The organism is Mycobacterium sp. FW102-FHT13B02 (assembly GCF_058790275.1).
Window position 1 is genome coordinate 24,472 of record NZ_JBYTCM010000018.1, and the last position, 26,035, is coordinate 50,506.

Below are 26,035 nucleotides of genomic sequence, written 5' to 3' on the forward strand. Positions count from 1 at the left end.
CTGGTCATGTCACTCCTGATCCGGCGGAACACGTGCGGGCAGACGGGCAGTGTAATCAGCACTTCCTGTTGAACTCTCGGCGATTGACGGCCGATACGCATCAGTCACCTGACTGATGCGTAGCGATGCCCGACGTCCAAGACTGTTGAACGGTGAGATCGCACGCACGAACGACATCCTCGTCGAGAACCCTCGGCGTGGTTCTGGCGGCCGGCGGCGGTACACGCTACGGAATGCCCAAAGTCGGTGCTGCCCACGGTGCCTGGCTTGAGAGCGCGGTGCGTGCATTGGCCGACGGCGGGGTATCCCGCATTCTTGTCGCGCTCGGCGCGGCAGTGGTGCCGGTTCCCTCACCGGCGGCTACCTTGCTCGTACCCGACTGGCGGCGTGGACTGTCGGCTACCGTGGCGGCGGCGGTCGGTGCCGCGCGGGCCGAGGACGCGATCGATGCTCTGGTCCTGCACACCGTCGACACTCCTGGCATCGGCGCGGCAGTCACCGAACGAATACTGGCGGTGGACAGCGGTCTCGTACGCGCGGTCTATGGCGGCAGGCCTGGACATCCGGTGCTGATCGGGCGCGACTATTGGAATCGACTGTCACGCAGTCTGTCCGGCGATATCGGCGCCGGACGGTTCCTTGAATCGTGCACCGAGCTCGTGCGCGTGGAATGTTCCGACCTGGCCGGCGGATTGGACATAGATGAAAAATAGGGCTGTGCTGCAATGGATTTACGACAGATATCGGCGCAACGAGGATGTCGTCGCGGTCACAGTTCTCGGCACTTTTGATCGCTCTCCGTACCCGCCTGGGTCGATGATGGCCTTCGATCGATATGAACGCTTCGAAGGCAGCGTATCTTCGGGCTGCGTCGAGGCGGATCTGTTCGAGCGTGCCCGGGCCGCGTTCGCTGAGCATCCGGCCGCATTGGACGGGATTGCTTGCCGAACAGTCGATTTCGATGAACGTCGGTACGACGGCGATCCGTTCGCTCCACCAGGGCCATGTCGCGGAACTCTCCGGGTCGCCATGCACCCGGTGACACCACAGCATTTCCCGGAGTTGGCGACGCTGATGTCGATGGTTCAGCAGGGCCTGCGCGCCACCACGTTCTTGAATCTGCGCTCGGGTCAGACGTCGCTGACGCAGGCGGAAGGTGCACCGGTGTTTGTTACCCACTACGAACCGCCGCCGCGCATGCTGATTTTCGGAACCACTGACGTCGCAACCGGGCTTGCTGCCCTGGCCCTGCCGCTGGGCTATGCGGTCACCGTGTGCGACCCCCGGCCCGCTTTCCTGCAGGAGGAACGCTTTCCCACGGCGGACCTGGTTCGGGACTGGCCGGATCGCTACTTGCATCAGGAACGAAAAGCGGGCCGTATCAACGCCGATACCGCAATCGTCGATCTGACGCATGACGATCGATTCTCGATCCCGCTGCTCATCGAAGCACTCGATTCGCGGTTGTGGGCCGGCGGTCCACAACCGACATTCGTCGGCGCACTGGCGTCGCGAGTCCGCTCGTTGAACAAGCGTGGCGCCCTCCTCCAGCACGGATTGGCACCCGCGGACGTCGACCGTCTCCAGGCGCCGATCGGGCTCGATCTCGGCGGCCGCGAGGCGCCGCACATCACGTTGTCGATCCTCGCTCAGGTGGTGGCGGCGAAGGAAGGCGGGAGCGGCACGCCACGCAGTCAGCTGGTCGGCTGATGACGGTCCGCCGCGGCGATTGGTGCACGTTCCGTGACGGTCAGCGTCACGGCGCGTGCACAACATCGCTCAACGCGACCGCAGCACCTCGAGGGCCTTGTCGGCATGCGAGTCCATCGAGATCTCGCTGGCGATGACCTCGAGCACCCTGCGGTCGGTGTCGATGACGAACGTGGTCCGCTTGACGGGCATCAGCTTGCCGAGCAGACCGCGTTTGACACCGAACGCCTCGGCCACCGCGCCCGAGGTGTCCGACAGGAGCGGGTAGTCGAAGCTGTGCTTTTCGGCGAACTTGTCCTGCTTCTCCACCGCGTCCATGCTGATCCCGACCCGGGAGGCGCCGACCGCGGCGAACTCGGCCGCCAGGTCGCGGAAGTGGCAGGCCTCCATGGTGCAGCCCGGCGTCATGGCCGCGGGGTAGAAGAACAGCACGATCGGCCCATTGGCCAGCAGCTCGGAAAGGCTGCGGACGGTCCCGGTCTGGTCGGGGAGGCTGAACTCTGCGACGACGTCACCACGTTTCATGACTGCCACGCTACTTCTGGGAGGATGACCCCGTGAAGACGACCTCACGTGAGGAATTCCGGGCGCTGGCCGCCGAGCACCGCGTCGTGCCGGTGACGCGCAAGGTGCTCGCCGACAGCGAGACGCCGTTGTCGGCCTACCGCAAGCTGGCCGCCAACCGTCCCGGCACGTTTCTGCTGGAATCGGCCGAAAACGGGCGGTCGTGGTCGCGATGGTCCTTCATCGGCGCGGGCGCGCCCTCGGCGCTGACGGTCAAAGACGGCAACGCGGTCTGGCTGGGCAACACGCCGCAGGACGCGCCCAGTGGCGGAGACCCGCTGCAGGCGGTGCGCGACACCCTGGCCCTGCTGCAGACCGCGCCGGTGCCGGGGCTGCCGCCGCTGTCGAGCGGCTTGGTCGGGTACTTCGCCTACGACATGGTGCGCCGCCTCGAACGACTTCCGGAGCTGGCGGTCGACGACCTCAAGCTGCCGGACATGGTGCTGCTGCTGGCCACCGACATCGCGGCCGTCGACCACCACGAGGGCACCATCACGCTCATCGCCAACGCGGTGAACTGGAACGGCACCGACGAGCGCGTCGACTGGGCCTACGACGATGCGGTGGCCCGCCTCGACGTCATGACCAAGGCGCTGGGGGAGCCGTTGCCGTCGAGCATCGCCACCTTCAGCCGGCCGCAGCCGCAGCCCCGCCAGCAGCGCACGGTCGAGGAGTACACCGCGATCGTCGAGAAGCTGGTCGGCGACATCGAGGCCGGCGAGGCATTCCAGGTGGTGCCATCGCAGCGGTTCGAGATGGATACCCCAGCCGATCCTCTTGATGTCTACCGGATGCTTCGGGTGACCAATCCGAGCCCGTACATGTATCTGCTCAATGTGCCCAATGCCGAAGGGGGCCTTGACTTCTCGGTGGTCGGCTCCAGTCCGGAGGCGCTCGTCACGGTGAAGGACGGCGTGGCGACCACGCACCCGATCGCCGGTACCCGGTGGCGCGGCGCCACCGAGGAGGACGACATCCTGCTCGAAAAAGAGCTGCTGGCCGACGACAAGGAACGCTCGGAGCACCTGATGCTGGTCGATCTGGGCCGCAACGATCTGGGGCGCGTCTGCCGGCCGGGCACCGTGCGCGTCGAGGACTACAGCCACATCGAGCGCTACAGCCACGTCATGCACCTGGTTTCCACCGTCACCGGCCACCTCGCCGACGACAAGACCGCGCTGGACGCCGTCACCGCCTGCTTCCCGGCCGGGACGCTGTCCGGTGCGCCGAAGGTGCGGGCCATGGAGCTCATCGAAGAGGTCGAGCTGACCCGTCGTGGTCTGTACGGCGGCGTGCTCGGGTACCTCGACTTCGCCGGCAACGCCGACTTCGCGATCGCGATCCGCACCGCGCTGATGCGCGGCGGCACCGCCTACGTCCAGGCCGGGGGCGGCGTCGTGGCGGACTCCAATGGGCCCTACGAATACAACGAGTCGTCAAACAAGGCCAAGGCCGTGCTGGCGGCCATCGCGGCCGCTGAGACGCTGAGCGAGCCGTGAAGACCACCCGCACCGCCCAGGTGCTGCTGCTCGTCGCCGCGCTGATGTTGTGGGGCGCTTCCCGGCTGCCCTGGGTCGACGTGTCGTCGTTCGATGGGCTGGGCCAGCCCAAGACGACGACGCTGTCCGGCTCGGCCTGGTCGACGGCCCTCATCCCACTGGCGCTCGTGGTCGGCGCCGCCGCGGTGGCGGCGCTGGCCGTGCGCGGCTGGGCGTTGCGGCTGCTGGCGCTGCTGGTCGCCGTGGCCAGTGCCGGGATGGGATACCTGGCCATCAGCCTGTGGGTGGTCACCGACGTCTCGGTGCGCGCGGCCGACATGGCGCAGATCGCCGTCATGTTCCTGGTCGGGACGCAGCGGCATTACTGGGGCGCCGGCGTGACGCTGGCGGCCGCGGTGTTGACGCTGGTCGGAGCCGTTTTGCTGATGCGTTCGGCAGGTCAGGGCGCCGCCGCCCCGGCCGCCTCCAAATACGCCGCGCCGGCTGCACGCCGCGAAGCTGCACCGGAAGAAGCTGCCGACGGCATGTCCGAACGGATGATGTGGGATGCCCTCGATGAGGGGCACGATCCGACCCAGAATGAGGGTGGGAGCAAATGAGCGTGGCCCGGTGGCAGTCTGCGCCGCCCCGGCGACTACCCTTCGAGGAGATCATCTGGCTTGCCGAACCGGCACGGAAGGACGACGACGCGCTATGACTTCGGGGACCGTGCTCGACTCCATCATCGAGGGAGTTCGCGCTGATGTTGCCACCCGCGAAGCCGCACTGAGTCTGACCGAGGTCAAGGAGCGGGCCAAGCAGGCGCCGTCAGCCAAGGATGTGCTCGCGGCGCTGCGTGAGCCCGGCATCGGCGTCATCGCCGAGGTGAAGCGGGCCAGCCCCAGCAAGGGTGCGTTGGCGCAGATCGACGATCCCGCCAAGCTGGCCAAGGCCTACGAGTCCGGCGGTGCCCGGGTGATCAGTGTGCTGACCGAGGAGCGCCGCTTCAACGGTTCCCTGGCAGATCTCGACGCCGTGCGTGCCACGGTGTCGATTCCGGTGCTGCGCAAGGACTTCATCGTCACCCCTTATCAGATTCACGAGGCCCGGGCCCACGGCGCCGATATGCTGCTGCTGATCGTCGCCGCGCTCGAGCAGTCGGTTCTGACCTCGATGATCGATCGGACCGAGTCCCTCGGGATGACCGCACTGGTCGAGGTGCACACCGAGGAGGAGGCCGACCGGGCTCTGCAGGCCGGTGCCAAGGTCATCGGCGTCAACGCCCGCGACCTGAAGACGCTGGAGGTCGACCGCGACTGCTTCGGCCGCATCGCTCCGGGCCTGCCGAGCAACATCATCCGGATCGCTGAGTCAGGGGTGCGTGGCACCGCTGACCTGCTGGCCTATGCCGGTGCCGGCGCCGACGCAGTGCTGGTCGGTGAAGGCTTGGTGACCAGCGGTGATCCCCGTAGCGCCGTCGCCGACCTGGTGACGGCCGGCACGCACCCGTCCTGCCCGAAACCAGCCCGCTGAATTGCGGGCTCCTGCGCGAAGAGCAGCCTGAGTTCTCATGTCTGATCGCACTGGTACTGAATTGCCGCGGATGAGCGCGGCGGTCGCCGAAGCCACAAGCCACGACCCCGACGCCAAGGGCCACTTCGGTGCCTACGGTGGCCGGCTGGTTCCCGAGGCGCTGATGGCGGTCATCGAAGAGGTCACCGCGGCCTACGACAAGGTCCGCACCGACCAGAACTTCCTCGACGAGCTCGACCGCCTGCAGCAGCACTACACCGGCCGGCCGTCGCCGCTGTACGAAGCGACGCGGCTATCCGAACATGCCGGCGGTGCGCGGCTGTTCCTCAAACGAGAAGATCTGAACCACACCGGTTCTCACAAGATCAACAACGTGCTCGGCCAGGTTCTGCTGGCCAAGCGCATGGGCAAGACCCGCGTCATCGCCGAGACCGGTGCCGGCCAGCACGGCGTCGCGACCGCGACGGCCTGCGCGCTGCTCGGCCTCGAATGCGTTGTCTACATGGGTGCGGTCGACACCGCCCGGCAGGCGCTGAACGTGGCCCGGATGCGGCTGCTCGGCGGCACCGTGGTGTCGGTCGAAGCCGGCTCGGCGACCCTCAAGGACGCCATCAACGAAGCCTTCCGCGATTGGGTCACCAACGCCGACAACACTTATTACTGCTTCGGCACCGCGGCCGGGCCGCATCCGTTCCCGGTCATGGTGCGCGACTTCCAGCGCGTCATCGGCATGGAGGCGCGGGTCCAGGTGCAGCAGCAGGCCGGCCGGCTGCCCGACGCGGTGACCGCCTGCGTCGGCGGCGGATCGAACGCCATCGGAATCTTCCACGCCTTCATCGATGATCCGGGTGTGCGCCTGGTCGGTTTCGAAGCGGCCGGAGACGGCGTCGAAACCGGAAGGCACGCAGCAACTTTCGCCGGCGGCTCCCCAGGTGCGTTCCAGGGTTCGTTCTCGTACCTCCTGCAGGACGAGGACGGCCAGACCGTCGAATCACATTCCATCTCGGCCGGTCTGGATTACCCAGGCGTCGGTCCCGAGCACGCCTACCTCAAGGACACCGGCCGCGCCGAATACCGGCCGATCACCGACACCGAGGCCATGGAAGCGTTCGGACTGCTGTGCCGCACCGAGGGCATCATCCCGGCGATCGAATCGGCGCACGCTGTCGCCGGTGCTTTGAAATTAGGTATGGAGCTCGGTCCTCGCGCGGTGATCGTGGTCAACCTGTCCGGCCGCGGCGACAAGGATGTCGAGACCGCCGCGAAATGGTTCGGGTTACTGGACGGTGAGACTGGGGAAGCGTCATGAGCCGACTGGCTGGATTGTTCGAATCGTGCCGGGCCGAAGGGCGTTCGGCGCTGATCGGGTACCTGCCGACCGGTTACCCGGACGTGCAGACCTCGATCGACGCGATGGTGGCGATGACCGAATCCGGTTGCGACATCATCGAAGTCGGCGTCGCGTACTCCGATCCGGGCATGGACGGGCCGGTGATCGCGGCCGCCACCAACGTCGCCCTTCAAGGTGGGGTACGGGTCCGCGATGCGTTGAAGGCCGTCGAGGCCATCAGCAACGCCGGTGGTCACGCCGTCGTGATGACCTACTGGAACCCGGTGCTGCGCTGGGGTGTCGACGCGTTCGCGCGCGACCTGGCCGCGGCCGGCGGGCTCGGACTGATCACCCCAGACCTCATCCCCGACGAGGCCGACGAGTGGTTCAGCGTCTCCGACGCCCACAACCTGGACCGCATCTTCCTGGTGGCGCCGTCGTCCACCCCGGAGCGGTTGGCTACCACTGTCCAGGCGTCGCGCGGCTTCGTCTACGCCGCCTCGACCATGGGTGTCACGGGTGCGCGCGATGCGGTGTCGAATATGGCGCCCGAGTTGGTTTCCCGCGTGCGGGCTGTGTCGGACATCCCGGTGGGTGTCGGACTCGGCGTGCGGTCACGGGAACAGGCCGCTGAGATCGCGGCCTACGCCGACGGCGTCATCGTCGGCTCGGCGTTGGTATCCGCGCTCGGTGACGGCGGCATCCCCGCGGTTCGAGCTTTGTCCGAAGAACTGGCCCACGGAGTACGACAGAAAGTTTCCGCGTGACCACATCGTTGCTGGCATACATTCCGAGTCCGGCCCAGGGCGTCTGGCACTTGGGGCCAGTACCGATCCGGGCCTACGCGCTCTGCATCATCACCGGCATCATCGCCGCGCTGGTCATCGGCGATCGCCGCTGGGTTGCGCGCGGTGGTGAAGCGGGCGTCATCTACGACATCGCGTTGTGGACGGTGCCGTTCGGGCTCATCGGTGGTCGGCTGTACCACCTGATGACTGACTGGCGCACATACTTCGCCGAGGGCGGTGCGGGTATCGGGGCGGCCGTCCGGATCTGGGATGGCGGCCTGGGCATCTGGGGTGCGGTCGCGCTCGGTGGCGTCGGCGCCTGGATCGGCTGCCGCCGGCACGGAATTCCGTTGCCGGCGTTCGGCGACGCCATTGCACCCGGCATCATCCTGGCGCAGGCCATCGGCCGGCTGGGCAACTACTTCAACCAGGAGCTGTACGGCCGGCCGACCGATCTGCCGTGGGGCCTGGAGATCTTCCAGCGCAGCGACGGTTCCGGCGTGGTGAACCCGCACCTGCTCAACGGGGTCTCGACCGGGCAGGTTTACGAGATCGTGCACCCGACGTTCCTCTACGAATTGCTGTGGAACCTTCTGGTGTTCTTCTTGCTGCTGTGGGCCGACCGCCGCTTCAAGCTGGGCCACGGCCGGCTGTTCGCACTGTATGTCGCCGCCTACTGCGTCGGCCGCTTCGGCGTCGAGCTGATGCGCAGCGACACCGCCACGCTGATCGCCGGTATCCGCGTCAACTCGTTCACCTCGACGTTCGTGTTCATCGGCGCGGTGGTCTACATGATGGTGGCGCCGCGGGGCCGTGAGGATCCGGCAACGCTCGGTGGCCCGCAGGCCGAGGAGGCCGAGGCCGAGGAGTTCGACGCCGAGATCGAGGTCGAGGCCGAGGGCGCTGCGGCGTTGGCCGTCCCGGTGGCCGTCGCGGCCGGCGTGGTTGCCGGTGGTACCACTGAAACCGACGACGCCGAGGACGTTGACCTCGTCGAACCTGCGGCCGCCAGCGACGTCGCCGACGAGGCTGACGCCGTCGAGACCCAGCCCGACGAACCCGAAGCCCTCGCCGAGCAAGTCGTCGACGCCGAGAACGCGGAGAAATCTGTCGACGTAAACGCGGTCGATGCAGACGAAGCCGGGGCCGACGCTGCGGAGGCCGAAGCCGTCGAAGGTGTCGCGGAGCCCGAGGGGTCAACGGAGTCCGAGGAGGCGGCTGACGGGGCTGCGGCCGAGACGGATGTCGCGGACGCTGACGATGTTGCTGATGCTGTTGACGCTGCCGAGGACGAGGACGAGGACGAGGCGGAGTCCGAGGGGTCAACGGAGTCCGAGGAGGCGGCTGACGGGGCTGCGGCCGAGACCGATGTCGCGGACGCTGACGATGTTGCTGATGCCGTTGACGCTGCCGAGGACGAGGCCGTCGAGGAGTCGGAAGAGGCTACAGACTCCGACGAATCAGTTGGTGAATCCGCGGTCGAAGAAGCTGCGCCTAAAGCCGAAGCCGCCGAAAAGGTTGAGCCGGTTGGGGTTCCAGTGTGGGAACCGCCGGCGCCCCGTCGTCGGTGGTGGCGCCGGCAGGGCTGAGACACTCGGCAGCCCTGGTCGTTGGCCCTGAACTGAGGGCGGAAACGGTCGAGTAGCGAAGACCGCAGGCGCAGAGTCAGCACGCCGTGACGGTTGACCCTGCGATGAGGGCGCAACCACAAGACGGAAGGGGCAGAGTCAGTGCGACCTCACCTCCGTCCGGCGGCGAAAATGCGCACAACCTGGACTTTCATCCGAACGGTATGTTCCTGACTCGCCGGTTGCGTGAGCCCGTGCGGTGGTTGGATGTCCCCTGTGGATGACATAGCCGACGGAGTGCAGCTGCAGCAGTCTCGGCAGGACCGCATCCTCAATGCGGCGCTGCAGGTGTTTGCGCAACGGGGCACGTCCGATGCGACGTTGCAGATGGTCGCCGATACTGCCGGTGTCTCAGTCGGATTGGTGCAGCATCATTTCGGGACCAAGGACGGTTTGATCAAAGCCGTCGACGACATGGCCATGACCCTCATCAGTGCCACGATGATTGCCGCGCTCGAGAGCCCGGGTCAGGATTCGGTTGCCGCGATCGGCAGGGCGGTGCATCGTCTGCTGACCGATCATTTGGTGGTCATGGATTACCTGGGCCGCGCGGTGGCCTCTGAAACTCCAAGCGGGATGGCGATATTCGACGCGATGGCGCGCAGCGGCATCGAGCGGTGGCAGCGAATGATCGACACCGGGGACGCGGTCGACGGGCTCGACGCGGTTTGGGCCGGTTTGAACCCCCTGGTGCTGACCCTGGGGTCGATCATCCTGCGTCGTCACCTCGACCGGCACCTGCCCGCGCCGTTCACCTCTGACGCGGAACTGACCAGATGGGAAGACTCGGTCAACGAGCTGATCCGTCACGGTCAGTTGCGCCAATAAACCCCGCCACGTTTGCCCGAACCGTTACAATACGGCAATATTGTCGTTAGTTCGTGGCGAACGTCGGTGTCGAGGGGTCACCGACGTTCGCATTGCACATCGCGCGCAGGCGTAGTGAGTGCCTCATCCGCGGTGCGGGTCCGTCCCGGCCAGTTTCAGAGCTGTCGGGCGCCGTCCCGGACAGGCCGCGTGACGGGCATCATGGACTGATGACGTCAGCAGGCAGGCTCGGACGCGTCGCGGCGGTGGCCGGCACGGGAACCGCGGCACTGGGTGCGCTGACGTACATCGGGCTGGCCGATCCCCACCGCCCCGGATTCGGGTTCCCGCCGTGCCCATTCAGGGCGCTGACGGGGTGGAACTGTCCGCTGTGCGGCGGGCTGCGGATGACTCACGACGTGTTGCACGGAGACTTCTCGGCCGCGGTGGTCGACAACGTGTTCGCGCTCGTCGGATTGCCTTTGTTGGTGGCGTGGCTGGTCGTGTGCTGGAGACGTCGGCAGTCAGTGACGCCTCCGCTCGTGACGGCGCTGGTGGCGATGGCGGTGTGGACGGTGGTCCGCAATCTCCCGGGCTTTCCGCTGGTGCCGACGTTCATCCAGCCGTAGACACCACGGAGCAACTCCGCGTTCCACAGATGTTGTCGTGCGGTCAGCGCTCCCGGCGGGCCGTTATCTGAATCGATCCACTATGCTCATGCACTGTGAATAGGCGCGGAAAAATCGTCTGTACGCTCGGCCCGGCTACGTCTACCGACGAGACCGTGAGGGCGCTGGTGGACGCGGGAATGGATGTGGCGCGGCTGAATTTCAGCCATGGCGCGCACGCTGACCACGAGGCGGCGTACAAGCGCGTGCGGGCGGCCTCTGACGCGTCCGGCCGCGCGGTCGGCGTGCTGGCCGATCTGCAGGGTCCCAAAATCCGGCTCGGTCGCTTTGCTGACGGCCCCACCGAGTGGCGCACCGGCGAGACGGTTCGGATCACCGTCGACGACTGCGACGGCACCCACGACCGTGTGTCGACCACCTACAAGCAGCTGGCCGAAGACGCCGTCGCTGGTGACCGCCTGCTCGTCGACGACGGCAAGGTCGGCCTGGTGGTCGAGAAGATCGACGGCAACGACGTCGTCTGCACCGTCACCGAAGGCGGGCCGGTCAGCAACAGCAAGGGTCTGTCCCTGCCGGGGATGAACGTCTCCGTTCCGGCGTTGTCCCAAAAGGACATCGACGACCTGGAGTTCGCGCTGAGGCTCGGCGTCGACCTGATCGCGCTGTCGTTCGTCCGGTCTCCGGCGGACATCGAGCTGGTGCACGAGGTCATGGACCGGGTCGGTCGGCGGGTCCCGGTGATCGCCAAGCTGGAGAAGCCCGAGGCCGTCGACAACCTCGAGGCCATCGTGCTGGCCTTCGACGCCGTCATGGTCGCCCGTGGCGATCTGGGCGTCGAATTGCCGTTGGAAGAAGTGCCGTTGGTGCAGAAACGTGCCATCCAGATGGCGAGGGAGAATGCCAAGCCCGTCATCGTGGCCACCCAGATGCTGGAGTCGATGCTCGAGAACTCCCGGCCCACCCGGGCCGAGGCCTCGGACGTCGCCAACGCGATTCTCGACGGCGCCGACGCCGTGATGCTCTCCGGCGAGACGTCGGTTGGCAAGTACGCGCTCGAGGCGGTGCGGACCATGGCGCGCATCGTGAAAGCTGTCGAGGCGAATTCCACCGACGCACCTCCGTTGACGCACGTGCCCCGTACCAAGCGTGGCGTCATCTCCTACGCGGCCCGCGATATCGGAGAGCGGCTGGACGCCAAGGCGCTGGTGGCCTTCACCCAGTCGGGCGACACCGTGCGCCGACTGTCCCGCCTGCACACACCGCTGCCGCTGCTGGCCTTCACCGACCTGCCGGAGGTGCGCAGCCAGCTGGCGCTGACCTGGGGGACCGAGACGTTCATCGTGCCGCAGATGGAGAGCACCGACGGCATGATCCAAGAGGTCGACAAGGCGCTGCTGGAGCTGGACCGCTACAAGCGCGGTGACCTGGTGGTCATCGTCGCGGGCGCGCCACCGGGCACAGTAGGCTCGACCAACCTGATCCACGTGCACCGGATCGGGGAGGAAGACCACTAGGCCGGGGGTAGCGCGCGTGACGACTGCGGATTTCGAGGAACTGCTCAAGGTTCTCGACGTCACCCAGGTCGACGACGACACCTTCACCGGTGGCCATCCGAGCCGCAACCCGGTCCGCACCTTCGGTGGCCAGATGATGGCGCAGGCGTTCGTCGCCGCCAGCCGCACCGTGCCGCCGAAGCTGCCGCCGACGACGCTCTCGACGCACTTCATCGCCGGCGGTGACCCGGAACGCGACCTGGAGTTCAAGGTCGTCCGGCTGCGCGACGAACGGCGGTTCGCCAACCGCCGGGTCGATGTCATGCAGGGCGACACGCTGCTGGCGACGGCGCTGGTGTCACATCTGGCCGGTGGACGGAGCCTCGAGCACGCCGTCAAGGCGCCCGAGGTGCCGGATCCGTTGTCGCTGCCGACAATTGACGACCTGCTGAAGGGTTACGAGGAGACCGTTCCGCTGTTCGTCGAGGCGCTCAAACCGATCGAATGGCGTTACACCAACGACCCGGCCTGGGTGATGCGCGACAAGGGCGGCAAGCTCGACCACAACCGGGTGTGGCTCAAGACCATGGGCGCCATGCCCGACGACCCGGTGCTACACGCCGCGGCGCTGGTCTACTCGTCGGACACGACGCTGCTGGACTCGATCATCACCACGCACGGCCTGTCGTGGGGCCACGACCGGATTTTCGCGGTCAGCATGAACCACACCGTGTGGTTCCACCGGCCCATCAAGTTCGACGAGTGGGTGCTGTATTCGACGACGTCGCCGGTGGCCGCCGACTCCCGGGGTCTGGCGTCCGGCCATTTCTTCGACCGGGCCGGCCAGGTGCTGGCGACGGTGACTCAGGAAGGCATCGTCAAACACTTTCCGGGCTAAGGGGTTTCCGGTTTGTTAGACCTCGACCGACGCCGAATTGCCGGCTCAGCCGGCCGCGACGCCGAACTCCTTTTCGATGCGGCTCCGGAACTCCTGGACGCATGTGCTCTGCGCGTTTTGGTCCTGTCCGGCGCGGGTCATGCAGTCGGTGTATTCGGCGAACCCGACCTGGCGGTAGAAACCGATCACGACGAAGACGAACACCACCGCCAGCACTGTCGCGAGCGCGCCCAGCGCGATGCCCGCGCCGGCCACCACGGCGTTGTTGGCGAGCCCTTCCTTGACCCGGCTGCGGCCGATGATGCCGCATGCCACCGCGCCGAGGCCGAACAGCAGCCCACCGACCACCGACCATGAGGTCAGCAGTCCCACGATGCCGAGTACCAGCGCGGCGGTCCCCACGCCGTTGCGCGGAGCCGTCGGGTACGCCCCATATCCCTGGTTGGCGTACGGCGGCGGTGGCGGCGGGGGATAGCCGCCGCCGGGGTACATGCTCATGACCCCGCAGGGTACCCGTCGTCGCTGGCGTCCAGGTTCAGCACCGTGCAGTCGAGGTCGGCCGGCAGGTGGTGGGTCGCCACCACCACCGCACGCCCGGTGCCGAACAACGCGCCGGGAGTGAGAAGTTCGGTGAGCAGGCGATGGCTGTCCGCGGCATCGAGGTGTTCGGTCGGCTCGTCGAGGAGGACGACGGGGAAGTCGGTCAAGAGGGCACGGGCGAGCAGGAGGCGGCGGCGCTGGCCGGCGGAGACCGCGGCTGCCCCACCGGCGAGCAGGGTCGACAGCCCTTCGGGCAACGTCGCCAGCCAGGGTCCGAGGCCAACCTGTGCCAGGGCGGCGGTGAGTTGGTCGTCGGTGGCATCACCACGGGCCACCAGCAGGTTGTCCCGCAGCGTGGTGTCGAACAGGTGGGCATCCTCGGCGAAAAACCCGGCCGGGGAATCGGTTTCGCGGAAGTGATCGGCAGTGGACAACAGCAAGGTGGTCTTGCCGCGGCCGCTGGCACCCAGGACGGCCACTCGGTCACCGGCCGCCACGTCGAGTGGGGGGACCGCCGCAAGGACGCGGTCGGCGGAGTCCTCGGCCAACATCGCGGTCAGCCGCGCGATGGCGATGCGGGCCCGGGTCAGCTGCGCCGCCGCCGCCGGCAGCGCGCCGATTGCTTCGAATGCCGACAACGGCAGCAGCATGAGGACCGCCAACGTCGTTGGAGCGACGGATGAGGCGAGCGCGATGGCGGCGACCACCGCGGCGATGGCACTCGCGCCGGTGGCCAGGACCGGAACCGCAGTGGCCAGAGCGGCGGGCCGGGCGGCGCGATCGGCGGCATCGCCCCAGCGGCGGTGGTCCTCGGTGGCCGCAGTGATGACTCCGCTGAGGCGGCCGGCGACCGCCAGCTCCGCGGCGTGGTCGAGGGCCAGCATGACGGCCTCGTCGCGATCCGAATGGTGCGCTGCGGCAAGGTGTTCGGTGGCTTCCGCGGCGCGGGCGGCCTGCCACGGTGCCCACACCCCGGCGGCGATCAGCCCGGCGGCAAGAGCGAGGGCCGCGGCGGGGGAGATGACGGCGATGACGACCACCGTGGCCGTCGACAGCACCGTCGCCACGGTGATGGGCAGCACCGACCGCACCAGGGTGTCGGCCAGGTCATCGACGGAAGCGCCGGCGCGCGAGACCAATTCACCGCTGCTCAGCCGCAGCACCGTCGCCGGCGGGGCGGCGCACAGCCGCCGGTACAGCTCGGTGCGGGCGCGGCCGGCGGCGCGCAGGGCCACGTCGTGCGACGCCAATCGTTCGCAATAACCCAGCACCCCACGGGAAATGCCGAACAGCCGGACCGCCACCACCGCGACGGTCAACTCCAGAATCGGCGGACGCTCCCAGGCGCGCGTGATCAGCCATGCCGACACCCCGGCCAGCGCGAGCGCGCTGCCGAGTGCGGCTGCCCCGAGAATGACGGCCAGCACCAGGCGGGGCAGCCGGGGGCGGAGCAAGAGGAACGCGAACCTAGCCGTGGACATGGACATCACCTCCGGCCCGGACGATCTCGTCGCCGATGGCCAGCACCGCGTCGCGGTGTCCGACGACCAGGACGGTCGCGCCGGCCTCGGCACGGGACCGGATCGCTTGCAGGACCCGGATTTCCAGTTCGGCGTCCAGATGTGCGGTCGGTTCGTCGAGCAGCAGCACCGGGGTCGGCCGGCCCAGTACCCGGGCCAGGGCCAGCCGCTGTCGCTGGCCCAGCGACAGCCCCGAGCCTCCGCGCCCGAGAACGGTGTCGAGTCCGGCGGGCAGCGTGGCCAGGACCTCGTCGAATCCTGATGTGCGGCAGGCATCGTCGAGGTCGGGGAGGGCGCCGAGCAGTTCCAGGTTTTCTCGCAAGGTGCCCGGGACCAGTACCGGCCGCCCAGGCAGCCAGCCGATCTGTCGCCACCAATGCTGCCGATCCAGCGCGCCGACCTCGACGCGGTGGTCGTCGTCACCGATCATTACCCGACCCGCGTCAGGCGTCGTCAGCCCCAGAATCGCCTGCAGCGCGGTGCTTTTTCCGCTGCCGTTGGGGCCGGTCAGCACGGTCACTGAGCCGGGCACCGCCCGCAACGTCAGATTGTGCGGGGCCGGTCCGTCCCGGCCGTCGATGCTGACCTGCTCGAGGTCGATGGTCGGCCGCGCCCCGATCCGCGCGGCGCCCGATTCCGGTTGCCCCGTGGCCTCCAGCAGCTGGTAGGCCTGCCCGAAAGCGACCTTGCCGTCCTGGGCCGCATGGAATTCCACTCCGACGCGCCGTAGCGGCCAGAAGACCTCGGGTGCCAGCAGCAGGACGGTCAGGGCCACCGGCAGGGTGACCCCGCCGCTGACCAGTCGCAGACCCACGCCGACGGCCACCAGCGCCACCCCGAGCGTGGCCAGCAATTCGAGTACCAGCGCCGACAGGAAGGCGATCCGGAGCGTGGCCAGGGCCGAATGCCGGTGCGCGTCAGACAGTTCGGTGATGCGCGGCGCCGCACCTTCGGCTCGGCCCAGGGCGCGCAGGGTGGGAATGCCCGCGATGAGATCGAGCAGCCGCGATTGCAGCGTGGCCATGGCGGCGAGCGCGGCAGCCGAGCGCTCGGTCGTCATGATCCCGATCAGCACCATGAACAGGGGGATCAGCGGCAGGGCGATCAGCACCACGACGGCGGATTTCACGTCATACCAGGCGATCACGATCACTGCCGCCGGCGTCAGCAGTGCCGACATGACCACGGCGGGCAGGTAACGGGTGAAGTACGGTCGCAATCCGTCGAGACCGCGGGTGAGCAGGATTGCGGCTTCGTCGCGCACAGCTTGTCGACGGTGCGGCGGCAGCGCGGTGACCGCGGTGAGGACTTGTGCGTCGAGGTCGGCGATCATCGCGGTCGCGCCGTGCTGGCCCAGCCTGGCCTGCCACCACAGGGCGCCGGCGCGCAGCGCCCAGAGCGCGGCGAGCGCCAGCAGCTGTGGCACCCAGTGCGACAGCGGCGCCGGGGTCGTGATGACGCCGGCCACCACCTGTGCGGTGAGCACTGCCGCGGCGAGCGCGGCGCCGGTGATGACCACCCCGCTACCGACCGTGGCCGCAAGATGCCGCCGCAGACCTGCGGTCATGCGGGGATTGGTCGACGGTCGGGTCAGTGCGGTTGGCCGTTTCGGGACAAGCCGATGGAGGCCGGGATATGCTCGGCCGAAATCCGTTGCCGGAACACCCAGTACGTCCAGCCCTGGTAGCCGATCACCAGCGGGGTGAGCAGCAGCGCGGCCCACGTCATCACCTTCAGCGTGTACGGCGACGACGACGCGTTGTCGATGGTCAGGCTCCACGCCGGGTTGAGCGTCGAGGGAACGAGATTCGGGTACAGGCAGCTGAACAGCAGAACGACCACGGCGGCGACGACCACCGCCGTCGCCGCGAACGCCCAGCCATCGGCACGGCGCGTCCACACCAACCGGACCGCCGAGAGCTGTGCCACCACCGCGACTCCCAGGGCAATCCAGGTGACGTCGTTGCCGTAGGCCAGCTGGGTCCAGATACCGAACCCGGCGACGACCACCGTCACCGGAACGGTCAGCCGGGTGGCGAAGCGGCGCGCCGTATCGTGCACGGTCCCTTCGGTCTTGAGGGTGACGAAGACCGCGCCGTGAAACGCGAACAGGCTGGCCGTGGCGATACCGCCCAGCAGCGAGTACGGGTTCAGCACGTCGCCGAAGGACAGCTGGATCTGATGGCGGGCGTCGACCGGCAGGCCGCGAAGGATCGAGGCGAAAGCCACGCCCCACAGCACGGCGGGCAGCCAGGAACCCATGGCGATGCCGATATCGGCCCAGCGGCGCCACCCCGGATCGTCGATCTTGCCGCGCCATTCGATGGCACAGACCCGCACGATCATGCCGACCAGGATGGCCAGCAGCGGCAGATATAGGCCCGAGAACAGCGTCGCGTACATACCGGGGAACGCCGCGAACATCGCCGCGCCAGCGGTGATGATCCAGACCTCGTTGCCGTCCCACACCGGTCCGATGGTGTTCAGGGCGGCGCGCCGGTGTTGGTCGGCATCCCCGTCAGCGGCACGGCCGAAGAACTCCATGAGCATGCCGACGCCGAAGTCGAATCCTTCCAGGACGAAGAAGCCGACGAAGAGCGCGGCCAGGATGATGAACCACAGGTGCTGAAGTGCCACGTCTGCCCCTTCCTAGTACGCGAACGACAGTGGGGCGACGTCGTCGCTGCCCGGTGGGGTGGGTGGTGTCGGTTCGGCGTCGTGTTCCTGCGGCCCTTCGAGGGTGTAGCGGCGAATGAGCCAGAACCAGACGGCGGCGAGCAGCGCATACAGCGCGGTGAAGGTGATCAGTGAGATCCAGACCGTGCCCGCGCTGTGCGCCGACACGCCCTGCCTGATGGTCAGGTGCAGGTTCGGGTCGCCGGTCGGGTTGCTGGCGACCACCCATGGCTGCCGTCCCATCTCGGTGAAGACCCAACCGGCGCTGTTGGCCAGAAACGGCATGGGCAGCGTCACGAGCGCGAAGAGGCTCAGCCAGCGTTGCGTTGGGATCCGGCCCTTGCGGGTCAACCACAGTGTAGTGAGCGCGAAAAGCCCTGGGAACGCCAGCAATCCGATCATCATGCGGAAGGACCAGTAGGTGACGAACAAGTTGGGCCGGTAGTCGCCCGGCCCGTACTTGGCGACGTACTGCCGTTGCAGGTCCTGCACGCCTTCCAGACGGACGCCCTGGAACTTGCTCTCGGCCAGGAAGGGCAGTACGTACGGCACCTCGATGACGTGTATGACGCTGTCGCAGTTGTTGTGGGTGCCGATGGTCAGCACCGAGAAGTTCGGGTCGGTTTCGGTGTGACACAACGATTCTGCCGAGGCCATCTTCATCGGCTGCTGGACGAACATGAGCTTGCCCTGGACATCCCCCGTGAGCGCGAGTGATGCGGCTGCGACCAAGGCGATCACACAGCCCAGCATGGCGGCGGGGCGGAACATGGTGCGCGATTCTTCGGTGTTACCGCTGCGCACCATCCACCAGGCACTGATGGCGGCGACGAAGGTGCCTGCCGTCAGGATCGCGCCGCCGACCGTGTGCGTGAACGCCGCGATTCCGGTGTTGTTGGTCAGCAACTCCCAGATGCTCGTCAACTCGGCCCGGCCGGTCTCCGGATTGTAGTGCGCGCCAACGGGATGCTGCATGAACGAGTTGGCCGAGATGATGAAGAACGCCGACGCGTTCACCCCGAACGCGACGATCCAGATACACGCCAGGTGCACCAGTTTGGGCAGCTTGGTCCAACCGAAGATCCACAGGCCGATGAAGGTGGATTCGAAGAAGAATGCGGCCAGGCCCTCGAGCGCCAGAGGTGCGCCGAACACATCACCGACGAAGCGCGAGTACTCGCTCCAGTTCATGCCGAACTGGAATTCCTGCACGATGCCCGTGGCCACGCCGAGGGCGAAGTTGATCAGGAACAGCTTGCCGAAGAACTTGGTGAGCCGGTACCAGGCCGGGTTTCCGGTCACCACCCAAACGGTCTGCATGACGGCCAACAGCGGCGCGAGGCCGATGGTCAGTGGGACAAGGATGAAGTGGTAGACGGTGGTGATCCCGAACTGCCACCTCGATACGTCCAGTGCGTCCATTGAGCCTTCCCCAGTCGGAGGATTGGTCTACGACTTACCGTAGTAGTTCATGCGGGTCGCGGTCCATACCTGCCGAACCGCGAAATGTGTGGCCAGGCGCACACGTGCACCGGGCCACACATATTCAGCCGATCGTCCGACTCAGGCGTTGGTCGTAGCGTCGGTGACGGCCTTGTCAACAGCCTTGGCGCCCTTGCGGATCCCGAAAGCGGTGATCACTTCGGCGACACCGGTGACCACCAGCCAGATGCCGGTCACCAGCGCGAGCGTGCCGATCGACTCGATCGGCGATCCCAGCACCACGAAACCGGCGATGAGGCTGATGACGCCGAGGAAGATGTTCCAGCCGCGCCCGGGCAGGCCGGGATCGCTGATCGCCGACACCGTGGTGGCCACGCCGCGGAAGATGAAGCCGATGCCGATCCAGATGGCCAGGAGCAGCACAGCATCGCCGAGGTGACGGAACGCCAGCACTGCGAGCACCAGGGACGCGGCGCCACTGATGAACGCCAGCACCCGACCGCCGGCCGCGACGTGCAGGCTGAAGGCGAACACCACCTGGCCGATGCCGGTGACGAGCAGGTAGGCGCCGAAGAAGATGGCCGCCACCGCGACCGAGATGCCGGGCTGGGCCAACACGGCAGCGCCCAATGCCACGGCGATCAGGCCCGCGATGAGCTCGGTTTTCCACAGATGCTGCAACAGACTTGGCGGAGTTGGAGTCGTCATTGACGCAGTCTCACATATTTGACGCTGGGTGCAACGAGTTCGGACATCACTGTTTTTCCCTGGTTCAAGATGTGGACAACCGGCGATTGGGCTGCTTGGTGACGACCGTGCCGATAAGGTGCTCCCAACGCAGGCGCGCGGCGATGCGCGCTGGCGCTGTGTCATGGCAGGTGTGGTCGGGGCAGAAGTGAAGCATGAAGAAAGAGGCGACGTGTCAGGTGTGAGTCAGTCCGTTCGGGGCACAGCGTGGCGCATTGCGGTGATGGTGGCCGCCAGTGGCGCATTGGCGTTATCGGGCTGCGCGAAGAACACCGAATCCAGTTCCCCCGCAACGAGCTCGTCGGCTGCTCCCGCCGCCAAGGTCGAATCGATCGCCAACACGGTGCCGGAGGCCATCAAGTCCAGCGGCAAGCTGATCGTGGGCGTCAACCTGCCTTACGCGCCCAACGAATACAAGGATCCGAGCGGCAAGGTCGTCGGATTCGACGTCGACCTGATGAACGCCATCGCGCAGACGCTCGGCCTGACTGTCGACTACCGCGAAGAGTCAGACTTCTCGAAGATCATCCCGGCCATTCAGGCCGGCACCTACAACGTCGGCATGTCGTCCTTCACCGACAGCAAGCAGCGCGAACAGCAGGTCGATTTCGTCACCTACTTCTCCGCGGGGAGCCTGTGGGCCCAGCGCGCCGGAGACCACGTCGACCCCAACAATGCCTGCGGCAAGAAGGTTGCGGTCGAGTCCACCACGGTCCAGGACACCGAGGAACTGCCCGCCAAGACCAAGGCGTGCACCGATGCCGGTAAACCGCCGATCGATGTGGTGAAGTTCGACAATCAGGACCAGGCGGCCAACGCCGTCGTCGTCGGCCAGGCCGACGCCTTGTCGGCCGATTCGCCGGTGACGTTGTGGGCGATCAAGCAGGCGGGTGGCAAGCTGGTGCAGGCCGGTGAAGTGTTCAACTCGGCGCCGTACGGGTGGCCCGTGAAGAAGGGCTCGCCGTTGGCGCAGTCGCTGCTACAGGCGTTGCAGCACCTGATCGACAACGGCACGTACAAGCAGATCGCCACCAACTGGGGCGTGCAGGCCGGCATGATCGACAAGCCGGTCGTCAATGGGGCCACCAGCTGACGTGACGAACGCTGACTCGGTGGCGGACCCGCACGGTCCCGCCACCATCGATGCGATCCCGCTGCGGCACCCGTGGCGGTGGATCGGGGCGGCCGCGATCATCGTCGTGGCCGGCCTGTTCGTCTACGGTGCCGCCACCAATCCCGCCTACGGCTGGGATACCTACGTCAAGTACCTGTTCGACGCGCGGGTGTCCGCGGCAGCATGGAACACCTTGCAGCTCACTGTCTATGCGATGGCGATCGGCTTGGTGCTCGGCGTCGTCCTGGCTGTGATGCGGCTGTCGCCCAATCCGGTGTTCCGCGCCGTCGCGTGGGGCTATCTGTGGATCTTCCGCGGCACTCCGGTGTACGTGCAGTTGGTGTTCTGGGGCCTGTTCCCGTCGATCTACCAGAACATCCAGGTCGGGGTTCCGTTCGGTCCGTCGTTGTTCCACATCCAGCTGCAGGGGCTGTCGCTGGCGTTCCAGATGGCCTTCATCGGCCTGGGCCTCAACGAGGCCGCCTATATGGCCGAAATCATCCGCGCCGGAATCATTTCCGTACCGGAGGGCCAGACCGAGGCGTCGGTCGCGCTGGGCATGTCGTGGTGGATGACCATGCGGCGCACCGTCCTTCCGCAGGCGATGCGGGTCATCGTGCCGCCGACCGGCAACGAGCTGATCAGCATGCTGAAAACCACATCGCTGGTCACCGCCGTGCCGTACACCCTCGAGCTCTATACCCGCACCCGCGACATTTCCGCCGTGATCTTCCAGCCCATCCCGCTGCTGCTGGTGGCCGCCAGCTGGTACCTGGCCATCACCAGCGTGCTGATGGTCGGGCAGTTCTATCTGGAGCGTTACTTCTCGCGCGGTGCCTCGCGCAAACTGACCGCCAAACAGCTCGAGGCGCTTGCCCTCGCCCAAATCGGGGAAGTGCACCCATGACGGCTATGGTGCGCGCCGAACAGGTGTGTAAGAGCTTCGGTGCCCTGCAGGTGCTCAAGGGTGTCACGCTGGAGGTCGAGCGGGGGCAGGTGCTCGTGCTCGTCGGCCCGTCCGGTTCCGGCAAGTCGACGTTCCTGCGGTGCATCAATCATCTGGAGCAAGTGAGCGCCGGGCGGTTGTACGTCGACGAGCAGCTGGTCGGTTACCGCGAACGCGGTGGCAAGCTGCATGAGTTGCCGGCCAAAGATGCGGCCCGCCAGCGTCGCGACGTCGGCATGGTCTTCCAGCACTTCAACTTGTTCCCGCACCGGACCGCGCTGGAGAACATCATCGAGGCGCCGGTCCACGTCAAAGGCGTCAAACGCGATATGGCGGTGAGCCGTGCGCGGGACCTGCTCGACCAGGTCGGATTGTCCAGCAAGGCCGACGCCTATCCGGCCCAGTTGTCCGGCGGCCAGCAGCAGCGCGTCGCGATCGCCCGCGCGTTGGCGATGGAGCCCAAGCTGATGCTGTTCGACGAACCGACGTCGGCACTCGACCCGGAACTGGTCGGAGAAGTCCTCAGCGTCATGAAGAAGCTTGCCCAGCAGGGCATGACGATGGTCGTGGTCACCCACGAGATGGGCTTCGCCCGCGAGGTGGCGGACCAGCTGGTGTTCATGGACGGCGGCGTGGTGGTCGAACGCGGAGCCCCGCGTGAGGTGATGGCCGACCCGAAACATGAACGCACGAAGGCATTTTTGTCCAAAGTGATGTAGTGGCTGTGCACCTCGCTGCAAAACCGGAACAAGCACCGGACCCGGCCGCCCCGCTGTGGCGGGCGGCGCAGGGCTTCCGGTTGCTCAGTTGCCTGTACGCCTTGGGTTTTCAGCTTGCGGTGAATGACGATATGCAGCATCCCGCCGTCGTGTGGGCGCTGTTCGGGGGCCTGATCGGCTGGAGCCTGGCGTGTGCGGTGGCCTACCTGCACGGCTTCGGTCGACGTAACGGCTGGGTGCTCGCCGAGGTGCTGGTGGTCGTCCTGCTGGTGTTGTCGACCGATCTGGTGGCGTCCCCGGTGTGGATCGCCGGCAACCAGTCGTGGCCGACGACGTTGTGGGCCACCAACGCGACGTTGTCGGCGGCGATCCAACTGGGACCGGTGGCCGGGATGGGTGTCGGACTGCTCGTGACGGCAGCCGGTGCGGTGCTCAAGGGTTACTTCGATCCCAACCTCGGGCGGCAGGCGACGCTCGTCATCGAGTTGGCGGTAGGCCTGGCGGTCGGGATGGCGGCCCAGACTGCCCGGCGGGCCCACGCCGAACTGCAGCGCGCGGTCAGGTTGGCCGCGGCGACCGCCGAACGCGAGAGGCTGTCCCGGCGGGTGCACGACGGTGCCATCCAGGTGCTGGCGCTGGTGGCCCGCAAGGGGCGGGAGATCGGTGGTGAGACAGCAGAGCTCGCGCACCTCGCCGGCGAGCAGGAACGGGCGTTACGCCGGCTGGTCAGTTCCGGCCTCGACGACGTGCCGGGTGGTCTGGCCGACGTCGGTGAAATGCTCCGGGCCCGCGCGGGGGACCGTGTGGCGGTGAGCGTGCCGCCGGACCCGGTGCTGCTCGACGCCGCAGTGGCAGGCGAACTCGATGCCGCGGTGGCCAACGTCCTGGGTAACACGGAGGCGCACGCCGGGCAGGGGGCCCGGGCATTCGTCCTCGTCGAGGACCTGGGGGAGCGGGTCGTCGTGAGCATCCGCGACGATGGAGTGGGGATCGCTGATGGACGGTTGGCGCAGGCGGCGGCGGAGGGGCATATGGGTGTGACGAAATCCATTGTGGGACGGTTGGAATCGCTCGGCGGTGCGGCTGAGCTGACGACGTCGCCGGGCGCCGGCACCGAGTGGGAGCTGACGGTGCCCAGAACAGAAGGTACCGATGGCTGAGCCGCAACAGGCCGAGCTGACGGTCATGGTCGTCGACGACCATCCGATCTGGCGTGACGCCGTCGCCCGTGATCTCGAAGACTCCGGCTTCATCGTGGTGGCCACGGCCGACGGCGTCGCAGCCGCCGGGCGTCGGGCCGCGGTGGTCAAACCGCAGGTGGTGGTGATGGACATGCGGCTGTCCGACGGCAGCGGTGTCGAGGCGACCGTCCAGGTGCTGGCGGTATCACCCGCCAGCCGCGTACTGGTGTTGTCGGCCTCCGATGAGCGTGACGACGTGCTGGAGGCCGTGAAGGCCGGTGCCACCGGGTATCTGGTGAAGAGCGCCTCGAAGGCCGAGCTGGCCGACGCCGTCCGCGCGACGGGCGCGGGGCGTGCGGTGTTCACGCCGGGACTGGCCGGCCTGGTGCTGGGGGAGCATCGGCGCCTGGCCAAAGCGCCGGGTGCGGACCCGGCCGCGGGTCTGACCGAACGGGAGACCGAGATCCTTCGCTACGTGGCAAAAGGGTTGACCGCCAAGCAGATTGCCGAACGCCTGACCCTCAGTCACCGTACTGTCGAGAACCACGTACAGGCGACGTTCCGCAAGTTGCAGGTGGCCAATCGGGTCGAAGCGGCGCGCTACGCCATCGAGCACGGGCTGGACTGAGCGCCGTCGGCGCGCGATGACCCGGCCGCAGACGTTCGGCCGACCAGGTACCAGGTGCGCATCAGACCCTTGCCCTTGACATCGATCTCGCCGCGCTCCTCGAATGCGTAGGCATGCTGTAGGCGCTCATAGACGTTGTGCGGCACCTGGATTCGGCCGGCGACATCGGTACTCTCCATCCGGGACGCGACGTTGACCGCGTCGCCCCAGACGTCGTAGAAGAACTTGCGCGAGCCGACCACGCCGGCCACCACCGGACCGGCCGCGATGCCGATACGGACCGGAACGGGGCGGCCCTTCGGGTCGGTGAGTTCGCGGACCGAGTCGGCGAAGTCCAGGGCCAGGCAGGCCAGTGCCTCGAGGTGATCGGCCCGGCCGTGGGGTATCCCACTGACCACCATGTAGGAGTCGCCGCTGGTTTTGACCTTCTCCAGGCCGTGCCGGTCCACGAGTGCGTCGAGATCGGTGTACAGCGTGTCGAGAAATTGGACCAGGTCGGCGGGGGCGGTGTCGGCGGCGCGTTGGGTGTACCCGGCGATATCGGCGAAAAGGATTGAGGCATCGTCGAATTTGTCGGCGATCACGGTGTGTGCCGGATCCTTCAGCCGCTGTGCGATGGACTCCGGGAGGATGTTCGCCAGCAGCGTCTCGGACCGCAGATACTCGGCCTGGATGGCGCGTTGCGCGATGGCGTTCTCCCGCAGGACGGACCAGACGGTCGCCATCACGATCAGGCAAGCCGACACCGCGGTGATGACGAAGGCCACGCGGCTTTCCATCTCGGTCTGCACGCCGGTGTATGCCGGGACGGTGAATTCCAGCACGATCGCGGTGATCATGCCGACCGCGGCGACACCCGCGGCGAACATGAGGTGTTCCAGCCCCACTATCAACAGTGCTATCGCGCCTCCTACGGCGAAATACAGCAGGATTCCGGAACCCGTGCCGACGTTGATGCACACGACGGTGACCGTTGTGTAGGCGATGAGCACGAATGCCGCCGGCGCGACCAGTTCACCGAACCGGTAGAGCGTCGGCACGAGCAGGAACAACGCGGCGCTGACCACGTTGACGGCGCCGATCCACATCGCGTACGGCCCCGTCGACAACGCTTGGAAGGCGAAGAAGACGCTGAGGATGGCGCCCAGGCGGCTGGTGCGGGTCAGGATTCGGCGGCTGCGCGCGACGGTCGGATTCAGGGTGTCAGCGTCGGGGTGGAGGCACTCGCGCACCGTGGCGGTCGGGACGCAGACCGAACGGCGCACCGCCGCGACCAACTCGGCGCGAGCCGGCGCCGCGGCACCGCTGGCGAGGCGAGCGTCGTCCATGATCGCCATGAATAAAGGGTAGACGCGCAGGGCCGCATTTTGTGCTCGCCTGCGGATACTCCGCTGACGGCGAACAGGGCGGCGTCGGGACGGCGCCACGGTTGCGGGAGGACTGCCATTTGGGGCAGGTGAGGTCAGCAATAAATGGCCAGTCCCGGTGGCCATTTATGGAGTCCGGTCAGCGGCGCATTGATGCGTCGTGCGCGCTCCTTCGCCGTGTGCGAAAAATGTGTCATCCAGCGATCAATATCAAAATTGCTAGAAATTCGACAGTAGCGTCGAATGGTGCGTAGAAGGGTAAATCAGCGACTGTGAGGTGCACTGATCCCTGGAAA

Annotated in this window: 25 protein-coding genes and 1 pseudogene; 18 read left to right on the forward strand and 8 right to left on the reverse strand. The window is 67.1% G+C overall.

The window, feature by feature from the left end; translation table 11 throughout:
- Positions 1-152 precede the first annotated feature (152 nt).
- The 3 genes and pseudogenes from AC3WTE_RS24285 to AC3WTE_RS24295 all read left to right on the forward strand — a co-directional run bounded on the left by AC3WTE_RS24285 (position 153) and on the right by AC3WTE_RS24295 (position 1,710).
- Complete coding sequence (locus tag AC3WTE_RS24285; protein ID WP_492441622.1) at positions 153-713, forward strand: nucleotidyltransferase family protein; 561 nt, start codon at positions 153-155, stop codon at positions 711-713.
- A pseudogene (locus AC3WTE_RS24290) lies at positions 703-906 on the forward strand (XdhC family protein); the annotation flags it as partial. The gene AC3WTE_RS24285 and the pseudogene AC3WTE_RS24290, both read left to right, overlap by 11 nt.
- Positions 907-1,038: 132 nt before the next feature.
- On the forward strand, positions 1,039-1,710 hold the full coding sequence (locus tag AC3WTE_RS24295; RefSeq protein ID WP_492441769.1) for an XdhC family protein: 672 nt from the start codon (positions 1,039-1,041) through the stop codon (positions 1,708-1,710).
- A 69-nt stretch (positions 1,711-1,779) separates the two neighbouring features.
- Here AC3WTE_RS24295 and AC3WTE_RS24300 read toward each other — a convergent pair whose 3' ends face one another.
- Positions 1,780-2,235, reverse strand: a complete 456-nt coding sequence (locus AC3WTE_RS24300; protein ID WP_492441624.1) for a peroxiredoxin — start codon at positions 2,233-2,235, stop codon at positions 1,780-1,782.
- 2 nt (positions 2,236-2,237) lie between these two features.
- On the opposite strand from AC3WTE_RS24300, the gene AC3WTE_RS24305 reads away from it, so the two are divergent.
- The 10 genes from AC3WTE_RS24305 (at position 2,238) to AC3WTE_RS24350 (ending at position 12,858) form a co-directional block, all read left to right on the forward strand.
- Entirely contained in the window at positions 2,238-3,773 is a 1,536-nt protein-coding gene (locus AC3WTE_RS24305) for an anthranilate synthase component I (RefSeq protein ID WP_492441771.1), read from the forward strand.
- 44 nt (positions 3,774-3,817) lie between these two features.
- Positions 3,818-4,372 (forward strand): TIGR02234 family membrane protein, encoded by a 555-nt coding sequence (locus tag AC3WTE_RS24310; RefSeq protein ID WP_492441773.1) that lies wholly within the window; start codon positions 3,818-3,820, stop codon positions 4,370-4,372.
- 94 nt (positions 4,373-4,466) lie between these two features.
- A complete protein-coding gene (gene trpC / locus AC3WTE_RS24315) occupies positions 4,467-5,285 on the forward strand; it encodes an indole-3-glycerol phosphate synthase TrpC (protein ID WP_492441626.1) in 819 nt (272 codons plus the stop codon).
- A 37-nt stretch (positions 5,286-5,322) separates the two neighbouring features.
- Entirely contained in the window at positions 5,323-6,594 is a 1,272-nt protein-coding gene (trpB, locus tag AC3WTE_RS24320; RefSeq protein ID WP_492441627.1) for a tryptophan synthase subunit beta, read from the forward strand.
- A complete protein-coding gene (gene trpA / locus AC3WTE_RS24325) occupies positions 6,591-7,382 on the forward strand; it encodes a tryptophan synthase subunit alpha (protein WP_492441629.1) in 792 nt (263 codons plus the stop codon). The genes trpB and trpA overlap by 4 nt, the downstream gene beginning before the upstream one ends.
- Positions 7,379-8,992, forward strand: a complete 1,614-nt coding sequence (gene lgt, locus AC3WTE_RS24330; protein ID WP_492441631.1) for a prolipoprotein diacylglyceryl transferase — start codon at positions 7,379-7,381, stop codon at positions 8,990-8,992. Before trpA ends, lgt begins: the two co-directional genes overlap by 4 nt.
- A 246-nt stretch (positions 8,993-9,238) precedes the next feature.
- Positions 9,239-9,859: a TetR/AcrR family transcriptional regulator gene (locus AC3WTE_RS24335; protein ID WP_492441633.1), complete on the forward strand. Its 621-nt coding sequence runs from the start codon at positions 9,239-9,241 to the stop codon at positions 9,857-9,859.
- A 209-nt stretch (positions 9,860-10,068) separates the two neighbouring features.
- Positions 10,069-10,467 carry a DUF2752 domain-containing protein gene (locus AC3WTE_RS24340; RefSeq protein ID WP_492441635.1) on the forward strand — a complete coding sequence of 133 codons (399 nt, stop codon included), beginning with the start codon at positions 10,069-10,071 and terminating at the stop codon, positions 10,465-10,467.
- 95 nt (positions 10,468-10,562) lie between these two features.
- Positions 10,563-11,981 carry a pyruvate kinase gene (gene pyk, locus AC3WTE_RS24345; RefSeq protein WP_492441637.1) on the forward strand — a complete coding sequence of 473 codons (1,419 nt, stop codon included), beginning with the start codon at positions 10,563-10,565 and terminating at the stop codon, positions 11,979-11,981.
- Positions 11,982-11,997: 16 nt separating this feature from the next.
- On the forward strand, positions 11,998-12,858 hold the full coding sequence (locus AC3WTE_RS24350; protein WP_492441639.1) for an acyl-CoA thioesterase II: 861 nt from the start codon (positions 11,998-12,000) through the stop codon (positions 12,856-12,858).
- Between the two features lie 45 nt (positions 12,859-12,903).
- Here the strand turns inward: AC3WTE_RS24350 and AC3WTE_RS24355 are convergent, their stop codons facing one another.
- The 6 genes from AC3WTE_RS24355 to AC3WTE_RS24380 form a co-directional block, all read right to left on the reverse strand.
- On the reverse strand, positions 12,904-13,356 hold the full coding sequence (locus AC3WTE_RS24355) for a DUF4190 domain-containing protein (RefSeq protein ID WP_492441641.1): 453 nt from the start codon (positions 13,354-13,356) through the stop codon (positions 12,904-12,906).
- Positions 13,353-14,879 carry an ATP-binding cassette domain-containing protein gene (locus AC3WTE_RS24360; protein ID WP_492441643.1) on the reverse strand — a complete coding sequence of 509 codons (1,527 nt, stop codon included), beginning with the start codon at positions 14,877-14,879 and terminating at the stop codon, positions 13,353-13,355. The genes AC3WTE_RS24355 and AC3WTE_RS24360 overlap by 4 nt, the downstream gene beginning before the upstream one ends.
- Positions 14,866-16,485: a thiol reductant ABC exporter subunit CydD gene (cydD, locus tag AC3WTE_RS24365; protein WP_492441645.1), complete on the reverse strand. Its 1,620-nt coding sequence runs from the start codon at positions 16,483-16,485 to the stop codon at positions 14,866-14,868. Before cydD ends, AC3WTE_RS24360 begins: the two co-directional genes overlap by 14 nt.
- Positions 16,486-16,508: 23 nt before the next feature.
- Positions 16,509-17,555, reverse strand: a complete 1,047-nt coding sequence (gene cydB / locus AC3WTE_RS24370) for a cytochrome d ubiquinol oxidase subunit II (protein ID WP_492441647.1) — start codon at positions 17,553-17,555, stop codon at positions 16,509-16,511.
- A 12-nt stretch (positions 17,556-17,567) separates the two neighbouring features.
- Complete coding sequence (locus tag AC3WTE_RS24375; protein ID WP_492441648.1) at positions 17,568-19,016, reverse strand: cytochrome ubiquinol oxidase subunit I; 1,449 nt, start codon at positions 19,014-19,016, stop codon at positions 17,568-17,570.
- Positions 19,017-19,157: 141 nt separating this feature from the next.
- Positions 19,158-19,763 (reverse strand): HdeD family acid-resistance protein, encoded by a 606-nt coding sequence (locus AC3WTE_RS24380; RefSeq protein WP_492441775.1) that lies wholly within the window; start codon positions 19,761-19,763, stop codon positions 19,158-19,160.
- 244 nt (positions 19,764-20,007) lie between these two features.
- On the opposite strand from AC3WTE_RS24380, the gene AC3WTE_RS24385 reads away from it, so the two are divergent.
- Genes AC3WTE_RS24385 through AC3WTE_RS24405 form a run of 5 tightly spaced genes read left to right on the forward strand, consistent with a single transcriptional unit; the run spans position 20,008 to position 24,372 of the window.
- On the forward strand, positions 20,008-20,877 hold the full coding sequence (locus tag AC3WTE_RS24385) for an ABC transporter substrate-binding protein (RefSeq protein WP_492441777.1): 870 nt from the start codon (positions 20,008-20,010) through the stop codon (positions 20,875-20,877).
- Complete coding sequence (locus tag AC3WTE_RS24390) at positions 20,861-21,805, forward strand: amino acid ABC transporter permease (RefSeq protein WP_492441650.1); 945 nt, start codon at positions 20,861-20,863, stop codon at positions 21,803-21,805. Before AC3WTE_RS24385 ends, AC3WTE_RS24390 begins: the two co-directional genes overlap by 17 nt.
- Positions 21,806-21,810: 5 nt before the next feature.
- The gene (locus AC3WTE_RS24395) at positions 21,811-22,563 is read left to right on the forward strand and encodes an amino acid ABC transporter ATP-binding protein (protein WP_492441779.1); all 753 of its coding nucleotides are present in this window, start codon (positions 21,811-21,813) and stop codon (positions 22,561-22,563) included.
- Positions 22,563-23,723, forward strand: coding sequence for a MacS family sensor histidine kinase (gene macS / locus AC3WTE_RS24400; RefSeq protein WP_492441652.1), 1,161 nt, complete (start codon positions 22,563-22,565; stop codon positions 23,721-23,723). The genes AC3WTE_RS24395 and macS overlap by 1 nt, the downstream gene beginning before the upstream one ends.
- Positions 23,716-24,372, forward strand: a complete 657-nt coding sequence (locus tag AC3WTE_RS24405) for a response regulator (RefSeq protein WP_492441654.1) — start codon at positions 23,716-23,718, stop codon at positions 24,370-24,372. Before macS ends, AC3WTE_RS24405 begins: the two co-directional genes overlap by 8 nt.
- Here the strand turns inward: AC3WTE_RS24405 and AC3WTE_RS24410 are convergent.
- Entirely contained in the window at positions 24,345-25,709 is a 1,365-nt protein-coding gene (locus AC3WTE_RS24410; RefSeq protein WP_492441655.1) for an adenylate/guanylate cyclase domain-containing protein, read from the reverse strand. The two genes, AC3WTE_RS24405 and AC3WTE_RS24410, sit on opposite strands and share 28 nt — an antisense overlap.
- Positions 25,710-26,035: the final 326 nt, after the last annotated feature.